We start from the raw sequence: 25,018 nt of genomic DNA on the forward strand, positions 1-25,018 counted from the left end.
TCAGCTTCGCTGACCAGAATCACGCGCCAAGTCTCACGGACGTTCGACTTGAAAATTGGTTCATTTTTATACAAAAACAAGTCCTTCTGTATATTCATTTTGAAATACGCCGCCGCGCTTTATCCGCACCGTCTGGTATAAATGCGAGGCGTACACCTCCTGCTCCAGCAGCGCGAGCGCCGACGGGGCGAGGCTCTGGGCGGCATCTGCCATTTTAGTGATGAGGGGGATGCTGCTTTTTTTATGCAGACAGGAGAGCAGAGGGCTGCTCTGCCTGCGAAAACCGAGAATCCGTGCATAGAGTGCATAGCCCTCGTCCTTCCACCGGGAAATATCTTCCTCGCGCATACCGAGTACCAGATGCAGAAGCGCTCGGCTGACACGCGTGTAGGTAAGCTGGCGCGTCTTTAACGCCTGAATCCGTTCTTCAAAAGAGAGAGGAAAGTAAGGTGGTTTTGTAAGGCGGGCGGCAAGCTCCGGAGAGAGATCTGCGATAGAGAATGTCGCCTGCATCTGTAAAACAGTAGCATTCAAAAGCCCTGAAAAATCATCCACAAAAACTGGAACCGCACCTGTATATGCGGGATGTGTTACGGCTGGCAAGTGAGATGCCAGAATATCGAGCAAATCTTTGTCTTTTGAAAGTGAGTTTCGAATTATCCCGCGAATTGCCGAAGCCGATGGAAAGTTAGCATCTGCCAGTGTATCCTCATGATATCCGCTTCCCTCCCGCGAAATTGTATAAAATTCCATCGGGCTGTGCAGATCTTCCGCCGCCCGCAGATATTCAATCCCAAGGATATTATTAGGGGAGTTTAAAATGGAAGACCATATATGAGAGTTCGACACATCTGTATTTGCGTGAAAATCTTCCACATTTTCAACTCTTGTCCCGCCCGCCTGTGTTTCTCCCAGCGCCTTCGCCCGTGCCTGCGGATAAGTCAGTCCCGCCTTCAACCCTTTCCGCAGCCGTTCCTGAAATTCCGCCGATTCATGATTCAGCGCATAAGCAGCCTGCTTAAGGATTTCAATCTGCCCGCATTCACTGCCGAACACAACGGCATCCACACCGATCGCCGACAGAAGCGCAACCCCATAGGCGGCAAATTCATGCGCCGAGGCGGTGGAGAAGGCGGCCGGTATCTCAAGTACCAGGTCAGCACCGGCTAGAAGGGCGGTTTTCGTGCGGAGATATTTATCAAAGATGGCGGGTTCGCCGCGCTGGACGAAGCTGCCGCTCATCAGGACGACACAGTAGTCCGCGCCGGTCAGTTCCCTTGCCTGCTGCATATGATACAGATGTCCGGCATGGAACGGGTTATATTCGGTGATTAAACCAACGATTTTCATAAATTTCAATCCTGTTTTTTGCATTTTTGCGAAGAATTTTGTAGCAGCCTTTTATTATAAAAGTAAAAATAGAAGACTGTTGCTGTTGCGGCAGAAAAATCTGTAAAAAATAGCAGCCATTTTCTGCTTCATTTACATTATATAGTGGAAGTGCGGGAGCGTAAAGGGCAAATTATAGTGCATCTTGTTAAAAATTTAATTAATCAAAAATTTAAAAATCGCTCTTGTATACAATAAACAACTGGTATATAATGTTAGCAGTAATAGACACACACTTATGAAAGGGGTTTTATAACCATGGCATTTATTGACAAAATTAAGGAAAGAGCAAAAGCAGACAAAAAAACCATCGTTCTTCCAGAGTCAATGGACAAGAGAACATACGAGGCAGCTGAGAAAATTCTGAAAGAGGGTATCGCAAACCTGATCATCATCGGTACTCCGGAAGAGATTGAGAAAAACGGCAAAGGCTTCGACATTTCCGGTGCCACCATCGTTGACCCGTACAATGATCCGAATAAGCAGAAATACATCGACAAGTTCGTTGAATTAAGAGGCAAAAAAGGTGTTACTCCGGAAGTCGCAAAAGAGCAGATGGAGAAAGACTATATGTACTATGCTTGCCTGATGTGCAAGTGCGGCGATGCTGACGGCGCTGTATCTGGTGCATGCCATTCTACCGGCAACACCATTCGTCCGGCTCTGCAGCTTCTGAAGACCAAACCGGGTATCAGCTCTGTATCTGGCTTCTTCCTGATGGAAGTTCCGGATTGCGAGTTCGGTGAGAACGGTCTGTTCGTATTCGCTGACTGTGCAGTAAACACTGACTTCGATTCCAACAAGCTGGCTGAGATCGCTGGTCTGTCCGCAGAGAGCTTCAAGATGCTGGTTGGCGCAGAGCCGAAGGTAGCTATGCTGTCCTATTCTTCTATGGGTTCCGCTAAACATGATGATGTTACCAAGGTAGCAGATGCAGTTAAGATTGCTCATGAGAAGTTCCCGGAACTGAAACTGGATGGCGAGCTTCAGCTTGATGCAGCACTGGTTCCGTCTGTAGGCGAGGCTAAGGCACCGGGCAGCTCCGTAGCTGGACATGCTAACACCTTAGTATTCCCGTCCCTGGAAGCAGGCAACATTGGTTACAAACTGGTTCAGAGACTTGCAAAAGCTGGCGCTTATGGTCCGGTTCTTCAGGGTCTGTCCATGCCGGTAAACGATCTGTCCAGAGGATGCTTCGCAGACGATATCGTAGGCGTAGTAGCTATCACAGCTGTACAGGCTCAGCAGGCATAATTAATACCAATTGGAATCAAATGGATGGAGAACTGGCACCGCGTCAGAGAATCTTAAATCCGTTTAATTAAGAATTAAAAGTGATAATTACAGTTCAGCCCGGTATTCATACATAATCCTGCAGTTCACAACAGGGCAGTGCAGACGTTTTTGCAGATGCTTCCGTGTGAACCGCATATAGAGAATACCTGCGGCTGAATTGTGATGTTATAAAGAAAGGAATCTATTACCATGAATATTTTAGTTATTAACTGCGGAAGTTCTTCCTTAAAGTATCAGTTAATCAACTCTGAGACAGAGGGCGTTCTGGCTAAGGGTCTTTGCGAGAGAATCGGTATCGACGGTATGCTGACTTACCAGCCGGAGGGCGGCGAAAAAGAGAAATCTGAGATCGCTATGCCAACCCATACAGAGGCTATCAACGCAGTTCTGGCAGCCCTGACTAACGAGAAGAGCGGCGTTATCAAGAGCCTGTCTGAGGTAGGTGCAGTTGGACATCGTGTCGTACACGGCGGCGAGAAATTTACTTCTTCCTGCTTAATCAACGACGAGTCCATGAAAGCGATCGAAGAGTGCAACGATCTGGCACCGCTTCACAACCCGGCAAACCTGATCGGTATCCGTGCCTGCCAGGAACTTATGCCAGGCGTACCGATGGTAGCTGTATTTGATACCGCTTTTCATCAGACCATGCCGGATGTTGCTTACACCTACGGTATTCCGTATGAATACTATGAGAAATACAAAGTTAGACGTTACGGCTTCCATGGTACTTCCCACAGCTACGTATCTAAGAGAACCGCTGAGATCGTTGGAAAACCGTATGATCAGATGAAGATCATCGTTTGCCACCTGGGTAACGGCGCCAGCATCTCCGCTGTAAACTGCGGCAAATCTGTAGACACCAGCATGGGTCTGACTCCACTGGAAGGTCTGGTTATGGGAACACGTTCTGGTGACCTCGATCCGGCTATCATCGATTTCGTAGGTAAAAAAGAAGGTCTGTCCCTGGATGAGATGAACGAAGTCCTGAATAAGAAATCCGGTATGCTCGGTATCTCCGGCGTATCCAGCGATGGTCGTGATCTGGAAGCAGCAGCTGAGACTGGCAACAAGAGAGCACAGCTGGCCCTGGACGTATTCGACTACCGCGTAATCAAATATATCGGTGCATACGCAGCAGCTATGAACGGTGTAGATGCAATCGCATTTACCGCTGGTATCGGCGAGAACAACATCAAGATGAGAAAAGATGTTTGCAGCAGCCTGACCTACTTAGGCGTTAAACTGGATGAGGAGAAGAACAACGTAAGAGGTGAGGAGAGAATCATCTCTGCTGACGACTCCAAGGTTCAGGTTCTCCTGGTTCCGACCAACGAAGAGCTGGCTATCGCCCGCGAGACTCTTGCACTGGTAAAATAATTAAATATGAATTAAAATTTGCAAAAATATGTAAAATTAATCATTGACAAACGCGCTCGACCTTTGTATAATATCAAAGTGCGTATTAGGAGATTAGTATGCTGATTCATTTATCGGAACTTTTTAACTGCGAGGGTAGAAAGAAAGTCTATACAGTCGAGACTGCGCTGGACTCTGTTGATTTTGACGGAGAGACGTTTCAGATTGAGAAGGCTGAGCCTTTTGAACTGGAACTGATGGCTAAGACACGGCATAAGTATACGATGAGTGGTCATGCGACGCTGACGGTGGGAGGTCACTGTGCGCGTTGTCTGGAGCCAGTATCTTTCGACTGCGAACTGGATTTTGGACGAGAGTTTGAGGTGCAGGACGGTCAGGAGGAGAGTTTAGATGATGAACCCTTTATGAAGGGGTACAATCTGGATGTAGACCAGTTGGTTTGCAACGAACTGCTACTGAGCTTGCCTATGAAAGTCCTGTGCAGAGAAGACTGCAAGGGGATTTGCAATAGATGTGGTACAAATCTTAATCTTCGGACTTGTACCTGTGACACTAGGTCGCTCGATCCAAGGATGTCGGTTATCCAGGAGATATTCAATGAATTTAAGGAGGTGTAACCATGTCTATCTGTCCTAAGAACAAATCTTCCAAAGCAAGAAGAGACAGCCGCAGAGCTAACTGGAAAATGAGTGCTCCGAACTTAGTAAAGTGCAGCAAGTGCGGTGCTCTGATGATGCCTCACAGAGTGTGCAAAGCTTGCGGAAGCTACAACAAGAAAGAAATCGTTAAAGTAGAAGACTAATTCAATACTTTAATATCAGGGGTTAGGTCGTAAAGACCTAACCCTTATGTACAAGCCAATATCCTACTTGCATAATATGTATTAGGGATAAGTCTGCAAGAGCACTTTGATTGCTTTTGTAGTTGTAAAATATCTTTCATTTTCTTATTTAAATGCGTTGCAAGTTATTTTTAGCGGAATGGTTTTATTTTTTTATTATACAAACCCACTAAAACAGTCGGAAAGATGGATTTAACACATTACTCCCACAAAGAAAATGAAATGAAAACAGACGGAGGAGTTATGACAAACGAGACGAAAAAGTATGCGGAAACGTATGGAGGAATGGCAGGAGCAGTTCTCCCGCTGATTATCATGATGGGAACGATGATCTTCATGGTTGCCTTTGGAATGCGTTCTACCAAAAATTTCTGGTCGGCTGGTTATTTTGCTGTTTTGGCTGGATTTCTTGTATATAAGGATAAGAAAGCATTTCAGAAAGCGCTGATCGACGGCGTGCGCGACAATATTTTTGCATTTATGATCGCCTGTTTCTTATTTGCGGGCGTGATGTCGAAGATTCTGACAGCGTCGCATCTGATCGAAGCACTTTTATATGTAATGACAAAGATCAACATGTCACCGGCACTGATGCCGATCATCTGTTTCTTTATCTGTGTGGTGCTTTCCAGTGCAACCGGCAGTGCGGCGGGTGCGTTAAATACAGCCGGACCTCTTCTGATTCCGCTTTCCGTCGGAATGGGCTGTAATGTCAACCTGATCTGCGGTGCGATTCTGGCAGGCAGCTGTTTCGGTGATAACCTCGCACCGATCTCGGACACGACGATTGCATCCTCTCTGTCCCAGGAGGTCGATGTCATGAAGGTTGTCCGTTCCCGTTTTAAATATGCACTGATCGCAGGTGCTATTTCTGTGGTTGGCTATCTGGTATTTGGCTTTATGGATGCTGGAAATGGTGTTTCTGCTGAGATGGCGGCGGTTGACGCAACCTACGCTTCCAGCATCGTATTCCTGATTATCCCGGTTCTGGTGGTTGTGCTGATGCTGCGTGGCAGCGGACTCTTTACTTCTCTGTTAGTCAGTGAGATGGCTGGTTTTGTTTTACTCTTTGCATTTGGTTATCTGACACCGGCAGAGCTGGTTGCGAAAGACGGTCTGATTGCGAATGCGTTTGACGGTATGTTAAGTTCCATCATTTTCATCCTGTTTATCTTCGTTATGGTCAGCCTGATCAGCGAGGCAGGTGTGCTGGATGCGATTCTTGTATGGATGCGTAAATATGCGAAATCTGAGAAGTCGGCAGAAATTGCAGCCGGTGCGATGGTCAGCGTCATGGGTATCGTCATCAGCAGCGGTACTTCCGCCATTTCTTTCTGTGGTCCGATCATCCGCAAGCTGCTCCGCCCATTCAAAATTGACCGTGCCCGTGCGGCTAACTTCCTGGATGGTCTTGGATGTGGCGTCGGCTATCTGGTTCCGACAAATCCGGGATGCCTGAACCTGGCGGCGATCGCGGTTGCCAGCGGCGTTGTGTCCGAGGGCTATAACGCGGTATCTTTTGTCGGCTACAACTTCCACAGCATGGCGCTGACGCTGGTTTTCTGGTTTGCAATTCTCTCTGGATGGGGAATGAGGCATGAGACAGACGAAGAGCTGGCGGCAGATGGAGTCGTGATTGAAGACGGCAATTCTGGGAAATAAAAAAGAATAGATTTTTGGCGTACATACATGACAGACGATAAAAAAGAATTTATAATAGAGTCTGTGTGAGAAAAAGAACAACTGTGCTATATCACCTGCATGGAAGCCTATTGTATATGGGAAAATCAGGTATATAGCATGCTTGCTATAGAAGAGAGGTTCAAATACGTGGGAACAGCAGAAAAATATTTAGATGCTGCGAAGGCAGCCATGAATTTTATCAACACAAGAAAGAGAACGGATGAGGAAGGTATCTACTGGACGCTTGCAGATGCGGCGGCGGGAAAGCCGAGCTATTATGACGAAATATGCATGTACGCAGGTGCTTCGGGCATTATCTGTTTTCTTCTGTCTCTGTATGAAGATACGCAGGATGCGGCATATCTGGATGAGGCGAAAGAAGCGGGCTGTTATCTGGAATACCGTTGGAGAAAGAGACGCGAACTGAAACGCAATTTCTCCCCGTATGCATTTTCAACCGGATGGGGCGGCGCCTCGTTTGCCTTGCTTCAGATGTATCTTGTAACGAAGGACGAACATTACCGCACGCTGGTAGAGGAGATTCTCGACCAGGCGGTTCGGGATGCAATCCCGGTCAAAGAAGGCGAGGGCTATTACTGGTCCACATATCCGGGCATCGTCGGAACCGCGGGAACCATTCTCGTTATCTTAAATGCGGCTGAGAAATTGGGACGCGAGGACTGGAAGGAGTTTGCGGTCAAAGCAGGACGCTATTTCCTGACAAGGGGACGCGATATGGGAAATGGAATGATCTGCTACACGGGCGTCGATCCGACTTACTTTGGCGCTGGAAAAGATTATATCGACCCGAATTTCCCGATGGGAACCGGCGGAATCGGATTCCTGATGCTGAAGCTTTACGAAGTCAGCGGAAAGGAGGAATTTCTGGATGCGGTCAAGGGCGTGCCGGAGTATATGGACACGGTGGCAGTCAAGATGCGTGCTGGAAAATTGCTTCCGCATGCGCTCCCGGATCGTCCGGATCTCTTTTATCTGGGCTACTGCCACGGACCGGCAGGAACCAACCGTTTCTACTATGAGCTGTACAAATTCAGCGGCGATGCGAAATACCGCCATGAGATCGAGGAGCTTGTCAAAGGACTTGAGGCGACCGGTGCACCGGAGAAACGTTCGGCTGGATACTGGAATACGGAAAATATCTGCTGCGGAACCGCGGGTCTCTTAAATATGTACTTGGGACTCTGGGCGGCATTTGGCGAAGAGCACGATCTGGAGTATGCGAGACGCTGTGCAAAGGTGCTGATGGATACGGCGGTCTTCGAAGATGGTGCGGACGGCGGACAGGCAAGCTGGAAATTTGCGCTTGACCGCGTAGCACCGGAACGCCTGAGCACGCCGATTGGTTTTCTCGACGGTGCGGCAGGTATCGGTTCGGTTCTCCTTCAGATGGCGCGGGCAGAGCGCGGCGATTTCCATACGGTAAGAGCGGTGGATGATCCGTTCCCGGAGAGAAGGTTAGAGAAGTAAAATGGCTGTTCAGGCAGAGGTGCTGTTTGTGGGCAGTATATTTGAATGTGTTTGAAATAAAAAGTGTTGTGAGATAGTTGCTGTTCACGTATGCGTGTACAGTAACTGAGATACTATGTAGATGGCGGTGTTGTATGCAAAAAGGTGTACAATGCCGCTATTTTTTGTTAATATAGAGAAGAAGGAAAAAAGAGGGATAATGTTTTATGAATATCACGTTAGGAGGTTTTACATATGAAAAAGGGAAAATATTTACTTTTGACCGTCACAGCCGCCGCGCTTCTGGCGGCGATCCCATTTCAGGCATTTGCGTCGAAGGATACGGAGGACCGCAGCCCGGTTGGCTCGATCGGCTTAAATGTTTCGTCCTCGATCCATGTCGGTGATGAGAGTTCAGATGTGGATGTTTCGCTCGATTTCGGTGACTGCGATATTTCCAATGTTGATGTGATCAACGAGCCGTCCGGCAAATGGGTGGACAAGGATAAGCCAAAGCTGGAGGTTACTCTGGAGGCGGACGATGATTATTATTTTAAATCTGGTTATGCGAAAAAGAATGTGACTCTGAGCGGTGACAGTGCGACGGTTACTTCCATCAAGCGCAAGGGCGATGAGGAACTCCGGGTCGTGATCACCCTGAAAGCTTTAAAAGGAACCTCCAGTGATTACAGCCTGGATGTTGATGAGGCAGAGTGGGATCAGATGGATGGCGTTGCAGAGTGGAACGGCAGTGAGGATGCGAAATACTATGAGCTGCGCGTTTACCGGGATGAGAAATTTTTAAGTACGGTAAAACCGGGAAAAGAAACGAAATACAATCTTGGACGTTATCTTACGCAGGCGGGAACCTACACGTTTGATGTGCGCGCGGTTTACAGCGATTCACGGCACGGCGAATGGCAGACATCGGATTCCTTCACAATCACGGCGGAGCAGGCGCAGGAAATTCAGAAGACGCTTGTATTCAAGGAAGCAGGCAGCGGTCCGGCAGCCGGTGCGTGGGAACAGGATGCGCTTGGATATAAGTACCGCAATTCCGATGGAAGCTATGTGACCAATAACTGGCAGCAGATCGGCGGTGTGTGGTATTTCTTCGATGAAAATGCATATTGCAAGACGAATACCTGGGTGTTCTGGAATGGAAAATGGTATTATCTGGACGTAAACGGCGCGATGTTAGTTAATACGACGACGCCGGACGGCAAGCAGGTCGGGGAAGATGGGGCGCTTCTGTAAAATTTTTAAGAAACAATTTTGATGAAAATCCGTCAGGGAAGATGGAGACAGAATTGTAAAATAGATGTGAGAAGAGGCAGATTGCACGGAATATGCGGTCTGTCTCTTTTACATTTAAAAACAGAGAAAAATAAAGAGAATATTTGCAAAGAGAACGATGATAGAATGAAAATACATACATGAAAAGAGTGCTGAAGGACAAGCTGGCAGTTATTTCTGGTGGAATAAAAAAATTAACAAAAAGAATACTTGCATATTGTGAAATAAGTAGTAAGATAGAGGTGGTATCTCATGACTGCCTATTTTTTAACAATCTAGGGGAAGGGGCGGTCTGAGAAGAGACTGCAAGGGGTTCTAAGCCAGTATGGAGGATGGCAAAAAAAGGACTGACAAAGGAGGGGCACAAAGATGGCAGCACAAATTTTGGCTGTGATTATTTTTATTGTAATGTTTGGACTTATCATCTGGGATCACATTGAGAGGCATATCGTATCGCTCGGATGCGGGCTTCTGACGCTGGTGCTGGTGTTTGGCGTCTGTATGCACAGTGAGGTGGCAGCGGCGGAGACACTGAGCCTGCGTAGCTTCATGGTTCCGAACTTCTGGTTTCAGACCGAGGCGGCGGCAGAGTCCTCGAGCGGCATCAACTGGGCGACGATTCTTTTTATTGCCGGTATGATGCTGATGGTGGAGGGCATGGAGCGCGCGGGATTTTTCCGGTGGCTGTGCCTGACAATCGCCAAGGCGGTACATTATAAGACGATCCCGATTTTTATTTCATTTATGCTGATGTCGGCGTTTCTGGCGATGTTTATCGACAGTATTACCGTTATTCTTTTTTTGGCAGCGGTCACGGTAGAGCTGGCGCATCTTCTGCATTTTGATCCGATTCCGATGATCATTTCAGAGATCTTCTGTTCGAATCTGGGCGGCTCTGCGACGATGTGCGGCGATCCGCCGAATATCATCATCGGAACCTCGCTCGGATATTCATTTAAAGATTTTATTTTAAATACAGGTATGATGGCGGGGGTTTCGCTGATTTTTGTCGTGCTGTTTTTCTATTTTTCCTTTAGGAAAGAATTAAAGGCGAGTGAAAAGCATGACGAAGCGGTTACATATCCATCCCCACAGGAGGCGATCGCGGATCAGAAACGGTTTGTGGTCAGTGTGGTGATCTTTGCGGCGGCGATCGTGATGCTGGTGACGCATGCACAGACGGGACTGACAGTTGCGACGATCGGCGTATTTATCGGTGCTTTTTCGTTGCTGGCATCCGGCGGTGAGGTGCTCAGCATGATTAAGAAGCTTGACTATAAGACGCTGCTATTCTTCATTGGTCTTTTTGTCGTGGTCGGCGGCATGGAGCAGACGGGCGTCCTAAATTCTTTAGCAGGGATCATTGACGCAGTCAGTGGAAATAATGTAAAATGGGTAGTAGCGATTGTGCTGTGGCTGTCGGCGCTTGCGAGTGCATTTGTGGACAATATCCCATTTGCGGCGACGATGATCCCGGTTATCCGGAGTCTGGCGCAGGCAGGCGGCATGGATCTCTCGGTTCTGGCGTGGGCGCTTTCGATGGGTACGGATATTGGCGGCTGCGGAACTCCGATCGGAGCCTCGGCAAACGTAGTTGGTATCTCAGTGGCAGCGAAAAACGGACATTTTATCGGCTGGGGGAAATATTGCCGGTATGCAGCTCCGGCGACGGTGCTGGTAATCCTGATTTCCATGGTTTGTATATATGCGAGATACTTTTAAGGGGGCTTTTATATGGAGGAGAGGAAAAACAGAGTGATCATCTCGGTCAGCAGACAGTTTGGCAGCGGCGGACACAAGATAGCGGAAGCGCTGGCAGAGCATTTTGAACTTCCGATTTATGATCATAGGATGCTGGACAGTATTGCCAAGGAAAAGGGTGTGGATCCGCGTGTGCTGGAAAAATACGACGAGAAGCCGCTAAACCGTTTTCTGGCGCGCAATGTCAGCGGATTTTCAAGCTCTCTGGAGAACAATCTGGCGCAGATGCAGTTCAGTTACCTGAAAGACAAGGCCGATTCGGGGGAATCGTTTGTGGTAGTTGGACGATGTGCGGAGACGGTTTTAAAGGAATATGACGGACTGATCACGATCTTTGTGCTGGGCGATGAGGAAACACGGGTGAAGAGAATTGAGCAGCTGCACGGACTTTCAGAGGACGAGGCGAAACGCCTGGTAAAGACGAAGGACTGGCGGCGGAAATCCTACCACAACTGTTACAGCCGCGGACGCTGGGGGGATTCCAGAAATTATGACCTTTCGATCAACAGCAGCCGGCTGGGAATTGAGGGAACGACGAAGATGCTGGAGGAGTATGTGCAGGCGCGGATGGACGCGATGCAGAAATAAAATAATAGAGATATCGAAGGAAAAGAGAAAGGGGAACGTGTGCATAGGCGGCGCACGTCCCCCTTTTCCTGCCGAGGTGTTATACTGTTACTGTTCCCGGGGAGGCACTTTTGGAAGCAAAAGTGCCGTAAGAAAACGTGGTGGCAGCAGGAATTTGCCGTATTTAAATGCGAAGCCATGGCAAATTCCGTTACTGGGTATGTATGCGTGAACAGTAACGTTATACTAAAAAATATGGAATTAGATAGAAAAATCGTATTTGCTATCGGTTCGATCTTGTTTTATAGTATATAAAATATTTAATAGGAGTTTGATGATATATGACAGAGTTAAAAGAAGAAAAAAAGACCGGTCTCGTTCTGGAGGGCGGCGGGATGCGCGGTATTTACACAGCGGGCGTCCTGGATGTGTTTTTGGATCATGATATTTCATTTGACGGCGTGATCGGCGTCTCGGCGGGGGCAGTGCATGGGGCTTCGTTTGTGTCGGGGCAGAAGGAGCGGAGCATCCGCTATTATAAAAAATACTGCAATGACAAGCGTTTTATGAGCTTTAAAAACTGGCTGCGGACGGGAAATCTGGTGGACGAGCAGTTCTGCTTCCATGATATACCGGAACGGCTGGATCCGTATGATTACGAGGCATTTGACCGGGGAGATACACGGTTTTATGTGGCATGCAGCAATGTGGAGACAGGGAAAGCAGAGTATCTGGAGATCAAAGATATGTTCAAAGATGTCGAATATTTCCGTGCGACGGCATCCCTTCCGTATGTGTCCCATATGGTCGAGGTTGGTGGAATGAAGCTTCTGGACGGCGGCTGCACGGACAGCATTCCGTTGCGTGCGTTCGCTAAGATGGGCTATAAAAAATGCGTCGTTGTGCTGACCCGTCCAGCGGGCTACCGCAAGAAACCGGGCAATTTCTGGCTGCCGGAGGCGGCATATCACAAATATCCGGCGTTCGTGAGGGCGCTTCGCAGCCGCTATTATTTCTATAATAAGACGGTGGAATGGATCGATCGCCTCGAACAAGAGGGAAAAATTTTTGTTATCCGTCCGAGTGTGGCGCTTCCAATCGGCAGAACCGAACATAGTGTTGAAAAATTGCAGGAGACGTATGATATCGGCAGGAAGGATGCTGCCAATCAGATGCATGCAATGGAAAATTGGTTCAAATCTTATTGATTTATAGATTGATCTCTAGTATAGTAAAGATTGATGTAATGTGGCTGTGGACAATAAAAAGCGGGACAGCTGCAGCGTGACGATGAAAGAGCGATTCGTTCGGACCACATATGCCGCAGTGGCGGAAGACAGGTTTGGTATGTGTATCGCTATAAATGATAGAAGGAGAACACGCAATGGTTAAGATAGCAGTAGATGCCATGGGGGGCGACAACGCACCGGGTGAGATCGTGGCAGGTGCCGTGATGGCAGCCCAGTCGAGGGAAGATATTCAGATTTTCCTGATCGGCAAGGAAGAAGTCGTATCAGAAGAATTAAAAAAGCATACATATAAGAAAGAACAGATCGAGGTTGTCAATGCGACTGAGGTCATCGAGACGGAGGAACCGCCGGTCAATGCGATCCGCACGAAGAAAGATTCGTCCATCGTGGTCGGCATGAATATGGTCCGCAGGGGCGAGGCGGACGCGTTCTGTTCCGCAGGCAGCTCCGGCGCGATTCTGGTCGGCGGACAGGTGATCGTCGGCAGAATCAAGGGCGTTGAACGTCCGCCACTGGCTCCATTGATTCCGACAGAAAAGGGCGTGTCCCTGCTGATCGACTGCGGCGCCAATGTCGATGCAAGACCGTCCCATCTGGTACAGTTTGCAAAGATGGGATCCATCTACATGGAACACGTGGTTGGCATCAAGAATCCGCGTGTGGCGATCGTCAACATTGGTGCGGAGGAAGAGAAGGGCAATGCGCTGGTGAAAGAGACATTCCCACTCTTAAAAGAATGTAAGGACATTAATTTCATCGGCAGCATCGAGGCACGCGAGATTCCGCACGGCGGCGCGGATGTCATCGTTTCCGAGGCATTTGTCGGAAATGTCATCCTGAAACTTTATGAAGGTGTCGGTGCAACCCTGATTTCCATGGTAAAACAGGGCATGATGACGAGCCTGCGCTCAAAGATCGGCGCATTGCTTGTAAAACCGGCGTTGAAGACGACGCTCAAAGCATTCGATGCGAGCCAGTACGGCGGCGCACCGCTTCTGGGACTCAAAGGGCTGGTTGTCAAGACGCACGGAAATTCCAAGCGCACCGAGGTGTGCAATTCGATTCTTCAGTGTGTGACCTTTAAAGAGCAGGCGATTAATGAAAAGATCAAGGAAAGTCTGTGAAACTTTCGTGAAATTATAAAATGTAGCGAAAAAACGATATGTTTTTAATCAATCTAAAATTCTAAATATTTTAAAATAAGTTCATAGAAAGGAAGAAAATTATGGAATTTGAAAAATTACAGAACATTATCGCGGAGGTACTGAATGTTGAAGCAGATGAAATTACGTTAAATACGACGTTTGTGGATGATCTGGGCGCTGATTCGCTGGATATTTTTCAGATTATCATGGGGATCGAGGAGGAGTTTGATATCGAAATCCCGACTGAGGAGGCAGAAAAGATTGTATCTGTGGGCGATGCAGTAGAGCAGATCAAGAACGCACTGAACTAATTCAATGTTTGTTAAAAAGTTATAGAGAAGTCTGTCAGGCAAAGGGGCTGGGCGGGCTGCCGAAGGGCAGGATCGCGACAGCTCCTTTCCAAAAAGAACGGATGTTTGACTCTGGCTCACAGGCACAAATAGCAATGATTGCCGGAATCAGTCAGCAGCAGGACAGGCTGGAAAGAGAGAAATATATGGAGTATACATTAAATGAATTGGAAAAACGGATTGGCTATTCGTTTCAGGACAAGAAGCTTCTGGAACACGCGATGATACATAGTTCGTATGCCAATGAGCACCATCTTGGAAAACTGGGATGTAACGAGCGCCTTGAATTTTTAGGCGACGCAGTGCTGGAAGTGGTATCGAGTGATTTCCTGTTCCGCACGTTTCCGGAGATGCCGGAGGGCGATATGACAAAGACACGTGCGAGTCTGGTCTGCGAGCCGACGCTTGCATTCTGCGCACAGGAGATCGATCTGGGTGGATTTTTGCTGCTTGGAAAAGGCGAGGATGCGACCGGTGGACGGGGGCGCGATTCGGTGGTGTCGGATGCGATGGAGGCACTGATCGGTGCGATTTATCTGGACGGTGGTTTTGCTAATGCAAAAGAGTTTATTCATCGATTTATTCTGAACGATATGGAACACAAAAAGCTCTTTTATGATAGCAAGACTATCTTGCAGGAGATTGTGCAGGGACATACGGACGAGACACTTACATACGTTCTTCTGAAAGAAGAAGGACCGGATCACAATAAGAGCTTCGAAGTGTCTGCGATGCTGGACGGTCAGGAGATCGGGCGCGGCATCGGACGGACGAAAAAATCAGCGGAACAGCGTGCGGCGTACCGTGGGATCCTCACTATCAGAAAACCGCAGGAGTAGGTATGTATTTAAAGAGTATTGAAATACAGGGTTTTAAGTCATTTGCCAATAAAATTCTGTTTGAGTTCCACAACGGAATCACGGGCATCGTCGGGCCAAACGGCAGCGGCAAGAGCAATGTCGCCGATGCAGTGCGCTGGGTGCTCGGTGAGCAGAGAAGCAGGCAGCTGCGCGGCGGCACGATGCAGGACGTTATTTTTGCTGGTACGGAGCTTCGAAAACCGCAGGGATTTGCCTACGTGGCGATCACACTGGATAATGCCGATCACAAACTTCCGATCGAGTACGACGAAGTCACGGTTTCAAGACGTCTTTACCGTTCTGGTGAGAGTGAATATAAGATTAATGGAACGAGCTGCCGTCTAAAAGATATCAACGAGCTCTTTTATGATACGGGTATCGGTAAAGAGGGATATTCCATCATCGGACAGGGACAGATTGATCAGATTTTAAGCGGGCGGCCGGAGGAACGGCGCGAGCTATTTGACGAGGCGGCTGGAATCGTGAAATTCAAGCGGCGCAAGGCGATCGCACAGAAGAAGCTGGAAGATGAAAAACAGAACCTGATCCGCGTGACGGATATTTTGTCCGAGCTGGAAAAACAGGTAGGACCGTTGGAACGGCAGTCGGAGGAGGCGAAGGAGTATCTGCGTCTGCGGGAAGAGCTGCGTTGCCTGGACGCCAACCTGTTTTTGGCAGAATCGGAGGAATTGAAGCGCCAGATCCGGGAAGTGGAGCAGAAGGAGATGATTCTGACCGGCGATCAGGAGAGTGTGCGGGCGGAATCGGAGACACTGAAATCGGAGTACGAATTGCTCGGAACCGAGCTGGATGCGCTGGATGCGACGATTGCCGCGGATCGTGAGGCGTGCAGCCGGGAAGACCTGGAACGCCAGGAGAAGACCGGACGGATCGGAGTTCTCAGAGAGCAGATCCGGACGGAGCAGATGAACGAAGAACATATCCGCAGCCGGATGGCGTCGATCGATGGCGAAATGCATCAGAAAGAGGAAGAACAGGCGGAATATGAGTCTGAAAAACAGGCACTAAATGCATCGGTGCAGACGATCGAAGCAAAACAGCAGGAAGCGGAGGCAGCAGTCCGTTCGATGGACGAGGCGGTCAGCCGGACGGAAACCTTGATCGAGACGGCAAAAGCCGAGATCATGGACGCTCTGAACCAGAAAGCGGAACTTGCCGCCCACCGTCAGCGCTATGAGACGATGCTGGAGCAGGCGGATGTGCGCCGGGCGGAAGTGACGCAGAAGCTTTTGAAATTCAAGAGCGATGAGTCGGTTCAGGAAGAGCAGAAAAAAGAAGAAGAAGCCAAATTAGGGAAGGTGCGGGAATGTCTGGAAGCGTTTTCGGTGCAGGAAAAAGAGCTGCAGGAGCAGACGCGCACGGAGGAAGAACAGGAACGCCGCCTGAACCAGAAACTTTCGAGCCTTCAGCAGGATTACCACACGAACCGGACGAGGCTGGAATCAATGCGGAATCTGGCGGAGCGCTACGAGGGCTACGGCGGCAGTATCCGCCGCGTGATGGAAGTCAGGAACTGCGTTCCGGGTATTCATGGCGTTGTGGCGGATTTGATCAGCACGACGAAGAAATATGAGACGGCGATCGAGACGGCACTTGGCGGCAGCATCCAGAACATTGTGACGGATTCCGAGGAGACGGCGAAACGCCTGATTGATCATCTGAAAGAGAATCGGTATGGCCGTGCAACGTTTCTGCCGCTGACCAGCATGGAACGCCGCCAGAGTTTTGGACAGCCGGGGGCGCTGAAAGAAATGGGTGTTCTTGGACTGGCAAGCGAACTGGTCTCTGCGGATGAGAAATACAGCGGGCTGGTGTCCTATCTGCTGGGACGCGTGGTCGTGGTGGATCAGATCGATCATGCGATTGCGCTGGCAAAGAAATACCGCTATTCTCTCCGGATCGTGACGCTGGATGGCGAGCTTTTAAGCCCTGGCGGTTCGATGACCGGTGGTGCATTCAAGAACAGCAGCAATCTGCTGGGACGCCGCCGTGAGATCGAAGAACTGGAAGCTGCCTGCAAAAAGGTATTGGAACAGGTGGAAGCGGTACAGAAGGAGCTGGCAGAGACGGGGCGCAGGCTGACGGAAGCGAAGAGAACACTGGCATCCGTCCAGGAGAGGCGCCAGCAGATGCAGATCCAGCAGAATACGTTGGAACTGACGATCTGCCAGTTAGAGGCGAGACGGCAGGAGATTGCAGATTCTTCGCAGGATCTGTCTTCAGAAAATCAGGAACTTGAACTGCAGGTAGGCGATCTGCGCGGGGCGCTGCGGGAGCTGCAGACCGAAGAGACGAAGCTTGAAACGCTAAGCAATGAGAAGAACCAGTACGTGGAAGAGCAGCAGACAGGTCTTGAGACGGCGAAAAAGCAGCGTGGGGAAGCGGCGGCAGCCCTTTCGGAGATACAGCTTGGGCATTCCCAGGCGGAGCAGAAGGGTGCGTTTATCGAGGAAAATCTGCGCCGTGTATTGCAGGAGCAGGAACGTCTCCGGGCAGAGAAAGAGAAACTTTCCGGCGGTCACGCGGACAGCAGCGAGACGATCGCTGCCAGAGAGCGCGAGATTGCAGCGCTGGAAGCCGAGATACAGGCGTCCGGGGACAAGCGGACGCAGATGGAACTGGTAATCCAGAACAAGCAGCGTGAGAAGGAAGAAAAGGCGGGGCGGCAGAAAACTTTCTTTGATAAAAAGGAAGAGCTGAACGAACGTCTCCAGCTTTTAGACCGCGAGAACTTCCGTCTCCAGAATCAGAGAGAACGCCTGAATGAGCGCCTGGAGTCGCAGGTCGATTATATGTGGAGTGAGTATGAGCTTACGTATTCGCGCGCGGAAGAGCTGCGGAAGGAAGAGCTGACCTCGATTCCAGAAATGAAGCGGTCGATCAATGAGAAAAAGATGGAGATCCGCGCCCTTGGGAATGTCAATGTCAACGCGATCGAGGACTACAAGGAGATATCCGGCCGCTACGAATTTATGAAAAACCAGCATGAAGATCTGGTAGCGGCACAGGCGGCGCTGGAAAAAATTATCGAGGAGCTCGATGAAGGAATGCGGCGTCAGTTCCGGGAAAAATTTGGTGAGATTCGCCGCGAGTTTGATAAAGTATTTAAGGAATTATTTGGAGGCGGAACGGGTACGCTGGAGCTGTCGCAGGAAGAAGATATTCTGGAGGCAGGCATCCAGATTATTTCACAGCCGCCGGGCAAAAAACTGCAGAATATGATGCAGCTCTCCGGTGGGGAGAAAGCATTGACGGCGATCGCACTGCTTTTTGCAATTCAGAACTTAAAACCGTCGCCATTCTGCCTGCTTGATGAGATTGAGGCGGCACTCGACGATTCCAACGTAGACCGGTTTTCCGGGTACCTGCATAAGCTGACGCGCTACACGCAGTTTATCGTCATCACCCACCGAAGAGGCACGATGGTGTCGGCAGACCGCCTGTATGGTATCACGATGCAGGAAAAAGGTGTGTCCACGCTGGTATCGGTCAGCCTGATCGAGGCGCAGATGGAGCGGGAAGAGGAAAAAGCAGAATTATAATTGCAAAAAAGAGTTCAGAAATAGAAAAGGAGGCGCAGCCATGGGAGATAAGAAAAAGGGTTTTTTCGGCCGTCTGGTAGAAGGGCTGACGAAAACGAGAGATTCCATTGTAAGCGGAATTGATTCCGTATTCAGCGGTTTTTCCGCGATCGATGATGATTTCTATGAGGAGATCGAAGAGACGCTTATCATGGGCGATCTAGGTATCCAGACGACGATGGCGATCGTCGAGGATCTCCGGAAAAAGGTAAAAGAAAACCACATCAAGGATCCGGCAGAGTGCAAGGATCTTCTGATTGCCAGCATCAAGGAACAGATGGATCTGGGCGAAAATGCCTACGAATTTGAAAACCGCAAGTCGGTTGTGCTGGTGATCGGCGTTAACGGCGTCGGGAAGACGACCTCGGTCGGCAAGCTGGCGGGTCAGTTAAAGGATCAGGGCAAGAAGGTCATTCTGGCGGCGGCGGATACATTCCGTGCGGCAGCGATTGAGCAGCTGACGGAGTGGGCAGGACGCGCGGGCGTTGAGCTCATCGCCCAGCAGGAAGGTTCTGATCCGGCAGCTGTTATCTACGATGCGATCGCGGCGGCAAAATCAAGAAATGCCGATGTGCTGATCTGCGACACGGCAGGTCGTCTGCACAACAAGAAAAACCTGATGGAAGAGTTAAAGAAGATCAACCGGATCATCGACAAAGAATATCCAGACGCCTACCGTGAGACATTGGTTGTTCTTGACGGAACGACCGGTCAGAACGCGCTTGCACAGGCAAAACAGTTTATGGAGGTGGCGGATATCACCGGCATCATCCTGACGAAGCTGGATGGCACGGCAAAGGGCGGTATCGCGGTTGCGATCCAGTCCGAGCTTGGTATTCCGGTTAAATACGTCGGAATCGGCGAAAAGATCGACGATTTACAGAAATTCGATGCGAATGATTTCGTCAATGCACTGTTTAAGAGAAATGAAGCATTGACAGAGAATGAATAAAGCTAAAAATAGCTGAGCATGCCACGGCTGAAACTGGTTTGGCGGAGAACAAATCTGCTTAAGCCGCAGATTCAGATAAACAGGACACACCCGGCAGACTGTCTGGTCAGAGAACCGGCAAAAGCAGGGCGCATTCTGAGAAATACGGATAAATGGAGGAAAGACAATGAGTGAGACAATAAAGGAAGAGACAGCAGAGGCAGTACAGGCTGAGCCGCAGGGACTGACGCTGGAGAAATTCGAAGAAGCAACTGAGGTTGTCAGCAAGGTTATTTCCGAGACAAAACTGGTTTACAGTGAATATTTTTCGAATTTGACCGGCAATAAAGTATATTTAAAACCGGAAAATATGCAGTATACAGGTGCTTACAAGGTAAGAGGTGCATTTTATAAGATCAGCACCCTGAGCGATGAGGAGAAACAGCGCGGTCTGATCACCGCATCGGCTGGAAACCATGCACAGGGCGTTGCATACGCGGCAAAACTGGCTGGCTGCAAGGCAACGGTTGTTATGCCGACGACCACGCCGCTCATGAAGGTAAACCGTACCAGAAGCTATGGCGCAGAGGTGGTTCTTCACGGCGATGTATTCGATGAGGCGCTGGCATATGCAAATGAGCTGGCAGCGGAGCACGGATATACCTTTATCCATCCGTTCAACGATCTGGACGTAGCCACCGGTCAGGGAACCATCGCGATGGAGATCATCAAAGAGCTTCCGACCGTTGATTATATTCTGGTTCCGATTGGCGGCGGCGGACTCTGTACCGGTGTTGCAACGCTGGCAAAACTGCTGAATCCGAAGATCAAAGTGATCGGTGTAGAACCGGCAGGCGCAAATTGTATGCAGGAATCCCTGAAAGAAGGAAAAGTAGTGACTCTTCCGAGCGTCAACACAATCGCGGATGGTACTGCAGTTAAACGCCCGGGCGATCTGCTGTTCCCGTACATCCAGATCAATGTGGATGATATCATCACCATCGAGGACTCCGAGCTGATCGTGGCATTCCTTGATATGGTAGAAAACCACAAGATGATCGTTGAGAACTCCGGTCTTCTGACTGTGGCTGCTCTGAAACACCTGAATGTGAAGAAGAAAAAAGTCGTATCCATCCTGAGCGGCGGCAACATGGACGTGATCACAATGGCATCCATCGTACAACATGGTCTGATCCAGAGAGACCGCGTATTTACCGTATCGGTACTGCTGCCGGATAAGCCAGGCGAACTTGCAAAAGTCGCAACCCTGATGGCAGAAGAACAGGGCAATGTCATCAAATTGGAGCATAACCAGTTTGTCAGCATTAACCGCAACGCAGCAGTGGAGCTGCGGATCACCGTTGAGGCGTTTGGTACGGATCACAAGAATAAGATAGTGGAAGCGCTCAAGGAAGCAGGCTACCGTCCGAAGCTGGTAAAATCCAAAAATATCTATGATGTCTAAGGTGGAAATGAAAAGCAGTGTAGATAGAGCAGACAGGGGAGAATTGAAATGAAGCGGGAGAAATATGAGCCGGTGTTAAAAAATATTTCCTATTTTATAAAATGGGCGGAAGGCGCGATTGTGATTGGAATTGTGAGCGGCTGCATCGGCACGGCATTTGGAAAATGCGTCCTATGGGTGTCGGCATTCTTTCAGAGCCACCCGTGGATGGTCTTTCTGCTGCCGCTCAGCGGTCTTCTGGTTCTGGGCGTTTACCATGCGCTGGGAGAGGATAATAACCGGGGCACCAATATGGTGATTGAATCGATCTATTCGAACACAGAGATCAGTTTTGCGACTGCCCCGGCAGTCTTTGCAGGAACGCTTCTGACGCATTTGGGCGGCGGTTCTGCCGGACGCGAGGGCGCGGCGCTGCAGATGGGAGGAAGCATCGGAACCCAGATCGGAAAATGGCTGAAATTTGATGAGAAAGATAAGAAGATTGCGGTCATGTGCGGCATGAGCGGTGTATTTGCCGCCTTGTTTGGCACACCGATGGCGGCGGCGATCTTTTCAATGGAGGTTATCAGCATCGGTGTTATGTACTATGCAGCGCTGGTTCCGTGTGTCTTTTCTGCCTTTACGGCGGCGGCGCTGGCGAGGTTCTGGGGACTGATGCCGGAGCGGTTTGCGATTGGTGCGGTTCCGGCGTGGAGTATTGAAACAGCGATCGTGGCTGTCGGTCTGGCGGCTGGCTGCGCACTGGTGTCGGAGCTTTTCTGCATCGCGCTTCACACAACGGAACATCTCTACAAAAAATATCTTCCCTCGCCGGTCTGGCGGATTTTATCCGGCGCGGCGATTGTGATTGTTTTGACGCTTCTGACCGGTTCGACCCGCTACAACGGAAGCGGCGTCTCCCTGATTGAAAAATGTTTTGAGGGTGAGGGACTTCCATGGGATTTCCTGATAAAAATTCTCTTTACGACGGTTACGCTGGAGGCAGGCTTCAAGGGAGGCGAGATCGTGCCGACCCTGACGATCGGCGCGGCGTTTGGCAGTTTCTTTGCATTTCTCTTTGGACAGCCGGTCGGTCTTATGACCGCCTGCGGTATGCTGGGACTCTTCGTGGGAGTCACAAACTGCCCGATCTCAACGCTTCTGCTGGGCTTTGAGCTTTTTGGCTATGAGGCGATGCCGTTTTTCGTGCTGGTGATTGCAGTCAGCTTTAGTTTCTCTGGTTATTACAGCCTGTATGCGAGTCAGAAATTTATCTACTCGAAGACGAGGACGGAGTTTATTAACCGGAAGACGAATAAATAGGTGGAAAATGATCACCATGTTTTTGACTTTTGAACATCATAAAAAAGAATGTGCCTTAGCACATTCTCGCGCCGAGCGCGGTCGCTTGCGACATATTTCTGCTTCGCGCGAGTGCGCATCATTGGCACGTTAGTGCCTTTTTGTGTAATAGGGAATTCCAAGGAATTTCCTATTACACAAAAAGGGTTCCAATCTATCTTTGGAACCCTAAAATGTCATGCTTTAAAGAAATTCATGAATCTACGTGCTCTATCATGATTTATTCATGAAAATCCTGCGGTTTCTCATCACGGAAATCGAGCAGGGCGCGCGGTGCAACCTGCAGAACACCTGCAATATCAAAGAGACTCTCTAAGGAAAGACTCGTTTTCATGTTCGGTGCCTCGATGTTAGATATATGAGTCCGGCTTAAATCGGTCGCCTCTGCTAAAGCCATCTGGCTCATGCCGCGGAGTTTGCGGTAATAAGCGATGTTGAGACCTATCTGACGGTAATATTTTTCATAACGGTTTGTCTGCTGCTTGTTAATTTGTTTTTGATCGATTGCTGTCATATTTTTCAAGTGCCTCCCCGATCCGAAAGAATCATGCGTTATTGTTATTTCAGAGATAATAAATAATTACAACTGATATAACTATTGTAGCTGGAAATTGATTTTTATCAAACAATATAATGATTCAAATTTGCAATGTTATAAAATGCATATCCAATAAAATAATGCACATACATGGATTGCACCCAGAAAGGTTGTTAAATAATGCACAGAAAAAGATTGCAGAGGATAAGTGCAGATAAATAATGAGAAGCTGGGGGCAGAATGAGAGCGGCGGGAAAAGGTGAAATAGAAAAAAGTAAAACGGGCGCTAAAATTTGAGAAAAAAATGAAAAACAGGGCGAAGAATCCGTATACAGAAAGGCGTTTGGGGAAAAGGATGAAAGGATGCACAGGATTTACGAAAATTCTATCGCACATTCGGATTTTTTGTGGTAGAATATCTTTGATAAGGTGACGCGGCTTTTTACGGTCATCACAGATAAAATGTACATCAGAACGTACATATAGACAGGGAGAACCGAATTATGGAATTAAAGCGGGTATTACTGAAGCTGAGCGGAGAAGCGCTGGCAGGCGACAAGAAAACCGGGTTTGATGAAGCAACGGTCAAGGAAGTAGCCAGACAGGTTAAGACGGCGGTCGATGACGGAATCGAAGTAGGTATCGTGATCGGCGGCGGAAACTTCTGGAGAGGTCGCCAGAGCAATGCAATCGATCGGACCAAGGCGGATCAGATCGGAATGCTGGCAACGGTCATGAACTGTATTTACGTGTCGGAGATCTTCCGGAGCGAAGGCATGATGACACAGATTCTGACACCATTTGAGTGCGGCTCCATGACGAAGCTGTTTTCAAAGGACAGAGCCAATAAATATTTCTCAAAGGGTATGGTCGTATTTTTTGCAGGCGGTACAGGTCATCCGTATTTCTCAACTGATACTGGCGTAGCGCTGCGTGCGATTGAGATGGATGCAGACTGCATTCTTCTGGCTAAGGCGATCGACGGCGTCTATGACAGCGATCCGAAGATCAACCCGGATGCAAAGAAGTATGATACGATCACGATTCAGGAGGTGATCGACAAGCAGCTGGCGGTCGTAGACCTCACAGCTTCCATCATGTGTATGGAAAATCACGTTCCGATGGCAGTATTCAGCCTGAATGAAAAAGACGGAATTGTAAATGCAATGCGCGGAAAAATTAACGGTACAGTGGTTACCGCATAACTAGGAGGATTTTATGCAGGAGAGATTAAAAGTTTACGAAGAGAAGATGAATAAGTCCTATGACGCACTGCTGAATGAGTATACATCCATTCGTGCTGGACGTGCGAACCCGCATGTACTGGACAAAATCAAAGTAGATTACTACGGCGCACCGACCCCGTTACAGCAGGTGGCAAATATCTCTGTGCCGGAGCCGCGTATGATTCTGATCCAGCCGTGGGAGAAGAAGCTCATTAAGGACATCGAGAAAGCGATCCTGACTTCCGATCTGGGTATCAACCCGAACAACGATGGAAGTGCAGTCCGCCTGATTTTCCCGGAGCTTACTGAGGAACGCCGTAAAGATCTGGCAAAGGATGTTAAGAAAAAGGGCGAGGGCGCGAAGGTTGCAGTCCGCAATATCCGCCGTGATGCAAACGACCTGTTAAAGAAGCTGGAAAAAGGCGGCGAGATCACCGAGGACGAGCTGGCAGATGGCGAGGATCAGATCCAGAAGCTGACTGACAAGATGATCGCAAAGGTTGATAAAGCAGTAGAAGAAAAAACAGCTGAGATCATGACTGTATAAAAATACAATAGAGTTTAAATGTAAAAATCAGGCTGCCTCAAGCAGGGCTGGCCGGCATTGCAGATGCGGATGGCCGGCTGGTC

21 protein-coding genes are annotated in these 25,018 nt (G+C 49.1%); 19 read left to right on the plus strand and 2 right to left on the minus strand.

The annotated features are described in order from the left end of the window. Positions 1 to 66: 66 nt before the first annotated feature. Positions 67 to 1,350, minus strand: a complete 1,284-nt coding sequence (locus PUQ60_RS04070) for a nucleotidyltransferase family protein (protein WP_273381434.1) — start codon at positions 1,348 to 1,350, stop codon at positions 67 to 69. A gap of 297 nt (positions 1,351 to 1,647) precedes the next feature. On the opposite strand from PUQ60_RS04070, the gene pta reads away from it, so the two are divergent. The 17 genes from pta to PUQ60_RS04155 all read left to right on the plus strand — a co-directional run bounded on the left by pta (position 1,648) and on the right by PUQ60_RS04155 (position 22,585). Further along, a complete protein-coding gene (gene pta / locus PUQ60_RS04075; RefSeq protein WP_022360441.1) occupies positions 1,648 to 2,643 on the plus strand; it encodes a phosphate acetyltransferase in 996 nt (331 codons plus the stop codon). A gap of 231 nt (positions 2,644 to 2,874) precedes the next feature. After that, positions 2,875 to 4,065, plus strand: coding sequence for an acetate kinase (locus tag PUQ60_RS04080; protein ID WP_022360442.1), 1,191 nt, complete (start codon positions 2,875 to 2,877; stop codon positions 4,063 to 4,065). A gap of 98 nt (positions 4,066 to 4,163) precedes the next feature. After that, positions 4,164 to 4,682, plus strand: a complete 519-nt coding sequence (locus PUQ60_RS04085; RefSeq protein WP_273381438.1) for a DUF177 domain-containing protein — start codon at positions 4,164 to 4,166, stop codon at positions 4,680 to 4,682. Positions 4,683 to 4,684: 2 nt separating this feature from the next. Next, positions 4,685 to 4,867 carry a 50S ribosomal protein L32 gene (gene rpmF / locus PUQ60_RS04090; RefSeq protein ID WP_003499726.1) on the plus strand — a complete coding sequence of 61 codons (183 nt, stop codon included), beginning with the start codon at positions 4,685 to 4,687 and terminating at the stop codon, positions 4,865 to 4,867. A 225-nt stretch (positions 4,868 to 5,092) separates the two neighbouring features. Beyond that, complete coding sequence (locus PUQ60_RS04095) at positions 5,093 to 6,568, plus strand: Na+/H+ antiporter NhaC family protein (RefSeq protein ID WP_273417064.1); 1,476 nt, start codon at positions 5,093 to 5,095, stop codon at positions 6,566 to 6,568. Positions 6,569 to 6,736: 168 nt separating this feature from the next. Further along, the gene (locus PUQ60_RS04100) at positions 6,737 to 8,077 is read left to right on the plus strand and encodes a lanthionine synthetase LanC family protein (protein WP_273381298.1); all 1,341 of its coding nucleotides are present in this window, start codon (positions 6,737 to 6,739) and stop codon (positions 8,075 to 8,077) included. Between the two features lie 234 nt (positions 8,078 to 8,311). Continuing rightward, on the plus strand, positions 8,312 to 9,313 hold the full coding sequence (locus PUQ60_RS04105; protein WP_022360446.1) for a hypothetical protein: 1,002 nt from the start codon (positions 8,312 to 8,314) through the stop codon (positions 9,311 to 9,313). A gap of 408 nt (positions 9,314 to 9,721) precedes the next feature. Next, entirely contained in the window at positions 9,722 to 11,074 is a 1,353-nt protein-coding gene (locus PUQ60_RS04110) for an SLC13 family permease (protein WP_273381296.1), read from the plus strand. A gap of 12 nt (positions 11,075 to 11,086) precedes the next feature. Next, entirely contained in the window at positions 11,087 to 11,701 is a 615-nt protein-coding gene (locus PUQ60_RS04115; protein ID WP_118293659.1) for a cytidylate kinase-like family protein, read from the plus strand. 320 nt (positions 11,702 to 12,021) lie between these two features. Then, a complete protein-coding gene (locus PUQ60_RS04120) occupies positions 12,022 to 12,888 on the plus strand; it encodes a patatin family protein (protein ID WP_022360450.1) in 867 nt (288 codons plus the stop codon). A gap of 176 nt (positions 12,889 to 13,064) precedes the next feature. Continuing rightward, complete coding sequence (gene plsX / locus PUQ60_RS04125) at positions 13,065 to 14,054, plus strand: phosphate acyltransferase PlsX (protein ID WP_022360451.1); 990 nt, start codon at positions 13,065 to 13,067, stop codon at positions 14,052 to 14,054. 101 nt (positions 14,055 to 14,155) lie between these two features. Continuing rightward, the gene (acpP, locus tag PUQ60_RS04130) at positions 14,156 to 14,386 is read left to right on the plus strand and encodes an acyl carrier protein (RefSeq protein ID WP_022360452.1); all 231 of its coding nucleotides are present in this window, start codon (positions 14,156 to 14,158) and stop codon (positions 14,384 to 14,386) included. A gap of 185 nt (positions 14,387 to 14,571) precedes the next feature. Beyond that, entirely contained in the window at positions 14,572 to 15,264 is a 693-nt protein-coding gene (rnc, locus tag PUQ60_RS04135; RefSeq protein ID WP_270497351.1) for a ribonuclease III, read from the plus strand. A 2-nt stretch (positions 15,265 to 15,266) separates the two neighbouring features. After that, positions 15,267 to 18,848 (plus strand): chromosome segregation protein SMC, encoded by a 3,582-nt coding sequence (smc, locus tag PUQ60_RS04140; protein ID WP_273380182.1) that lies wholly within the window; start codon positions 15,267 to 15,269, stop codon positions 18,846 to 18,848. Positions 18,849 to 18,888: 40 nt separating this feature from the next. Further along, positions 18,889 to 19,839, plus strand: a complete 951-nt coding sequence (gene ftsY / locus PUQ60_RS04145; RefSeq protein WP_270487052.1) for a signal recognition particle-docking protein FtsY — start codon at positions 18,889 to 18,891, stop codon at positions 19,837 to 19,839. A gap of 166 nt (positions 19,840 to 20,005) precedes the next feature. Further along, positions 20,006 to 21,283, plus strand: a complete 1,278-nt coding sequence (ilvA, locus tag PUQ60_RS04150; protein ID WP_022360456.1) for a threonine ammonia-lyase — start codon at positions 20,006 to 20,008, stop codon at positions 21,281 to 21,283. A 48-nt stretch (positions 21,284 to 21,331) separates the two neighbouring features. Then, positions 21,332 to 22,585 (plus strand): chloride channel protein, encoded by a 1,254-nt coding sequence (locus tag PUQ60_RS04155; RefSeq protein ID WP_273380179.1) that lies wholly within the window; start codon positions 21,332 to 21,334, stop codon positions 22,583 to 22,585. Positions 22,586 to 22,844: 259 nt separating this feature from the next. Here the strand turns inward: PUQ60_RS04155 and PUQ60_RS04160 are convergent, their stop codons facing one another. After that, positions 22,845 to 23,138, minus strand: coding sequence for a helix-turn-helix transcriptional regulator (locus PUQ60_RS04160; protein WP_022360458.1), 294 nt, complete (start codon positions 23,136 to 23,138; stop codon positions 22,845 to 22,847). A 527-nt stretch (positions 23,139 to 23,665) separates the two neighbouring features. Between PUQ60_RS04160 and pyrH the strand changes: the two genes are divergently transcribed. Together pyrH and frr are read left to right on the plus strand one after the other, a co-directional pair. Further along, positions 23,666 to 24,367 carry a UMP kinase gene (gene pyrH, locus PUQ60_RS04165; RefSeq protein ID WP_106999774.1) on the plus strand — a complete coding sequence of 234 codons (702 nt, stop codon included), beginning with the start codon at positions 23,666 to 23,668 and terminating at the stop codon, positions 24,365 to 24,367. A 13-nt stretch (positions 24,368 to 24,380) separates the two neighbouring features. Then, a complete protein-coding gene (frr, locus tag PUQ60_RS04170) occupies positions 24,381 to 24,935 on the plus strand; it encodes a ribosome recycling factor (RefSeq protein WP_022360460.1) in 555 nt (184 codons plus the stop codon). Positions 24,936 to 25,018 lie beyond the last annotated feature (83 nt).

The organism is Clostridium sp. AF02-29, assembly GCF_934835585.1.
Classification (GTDB): Bacteria; Bacillota; Clostridia; order Lachnospirales; family Lachnospiraceae; genus Otoolea; species Otoolea fessa.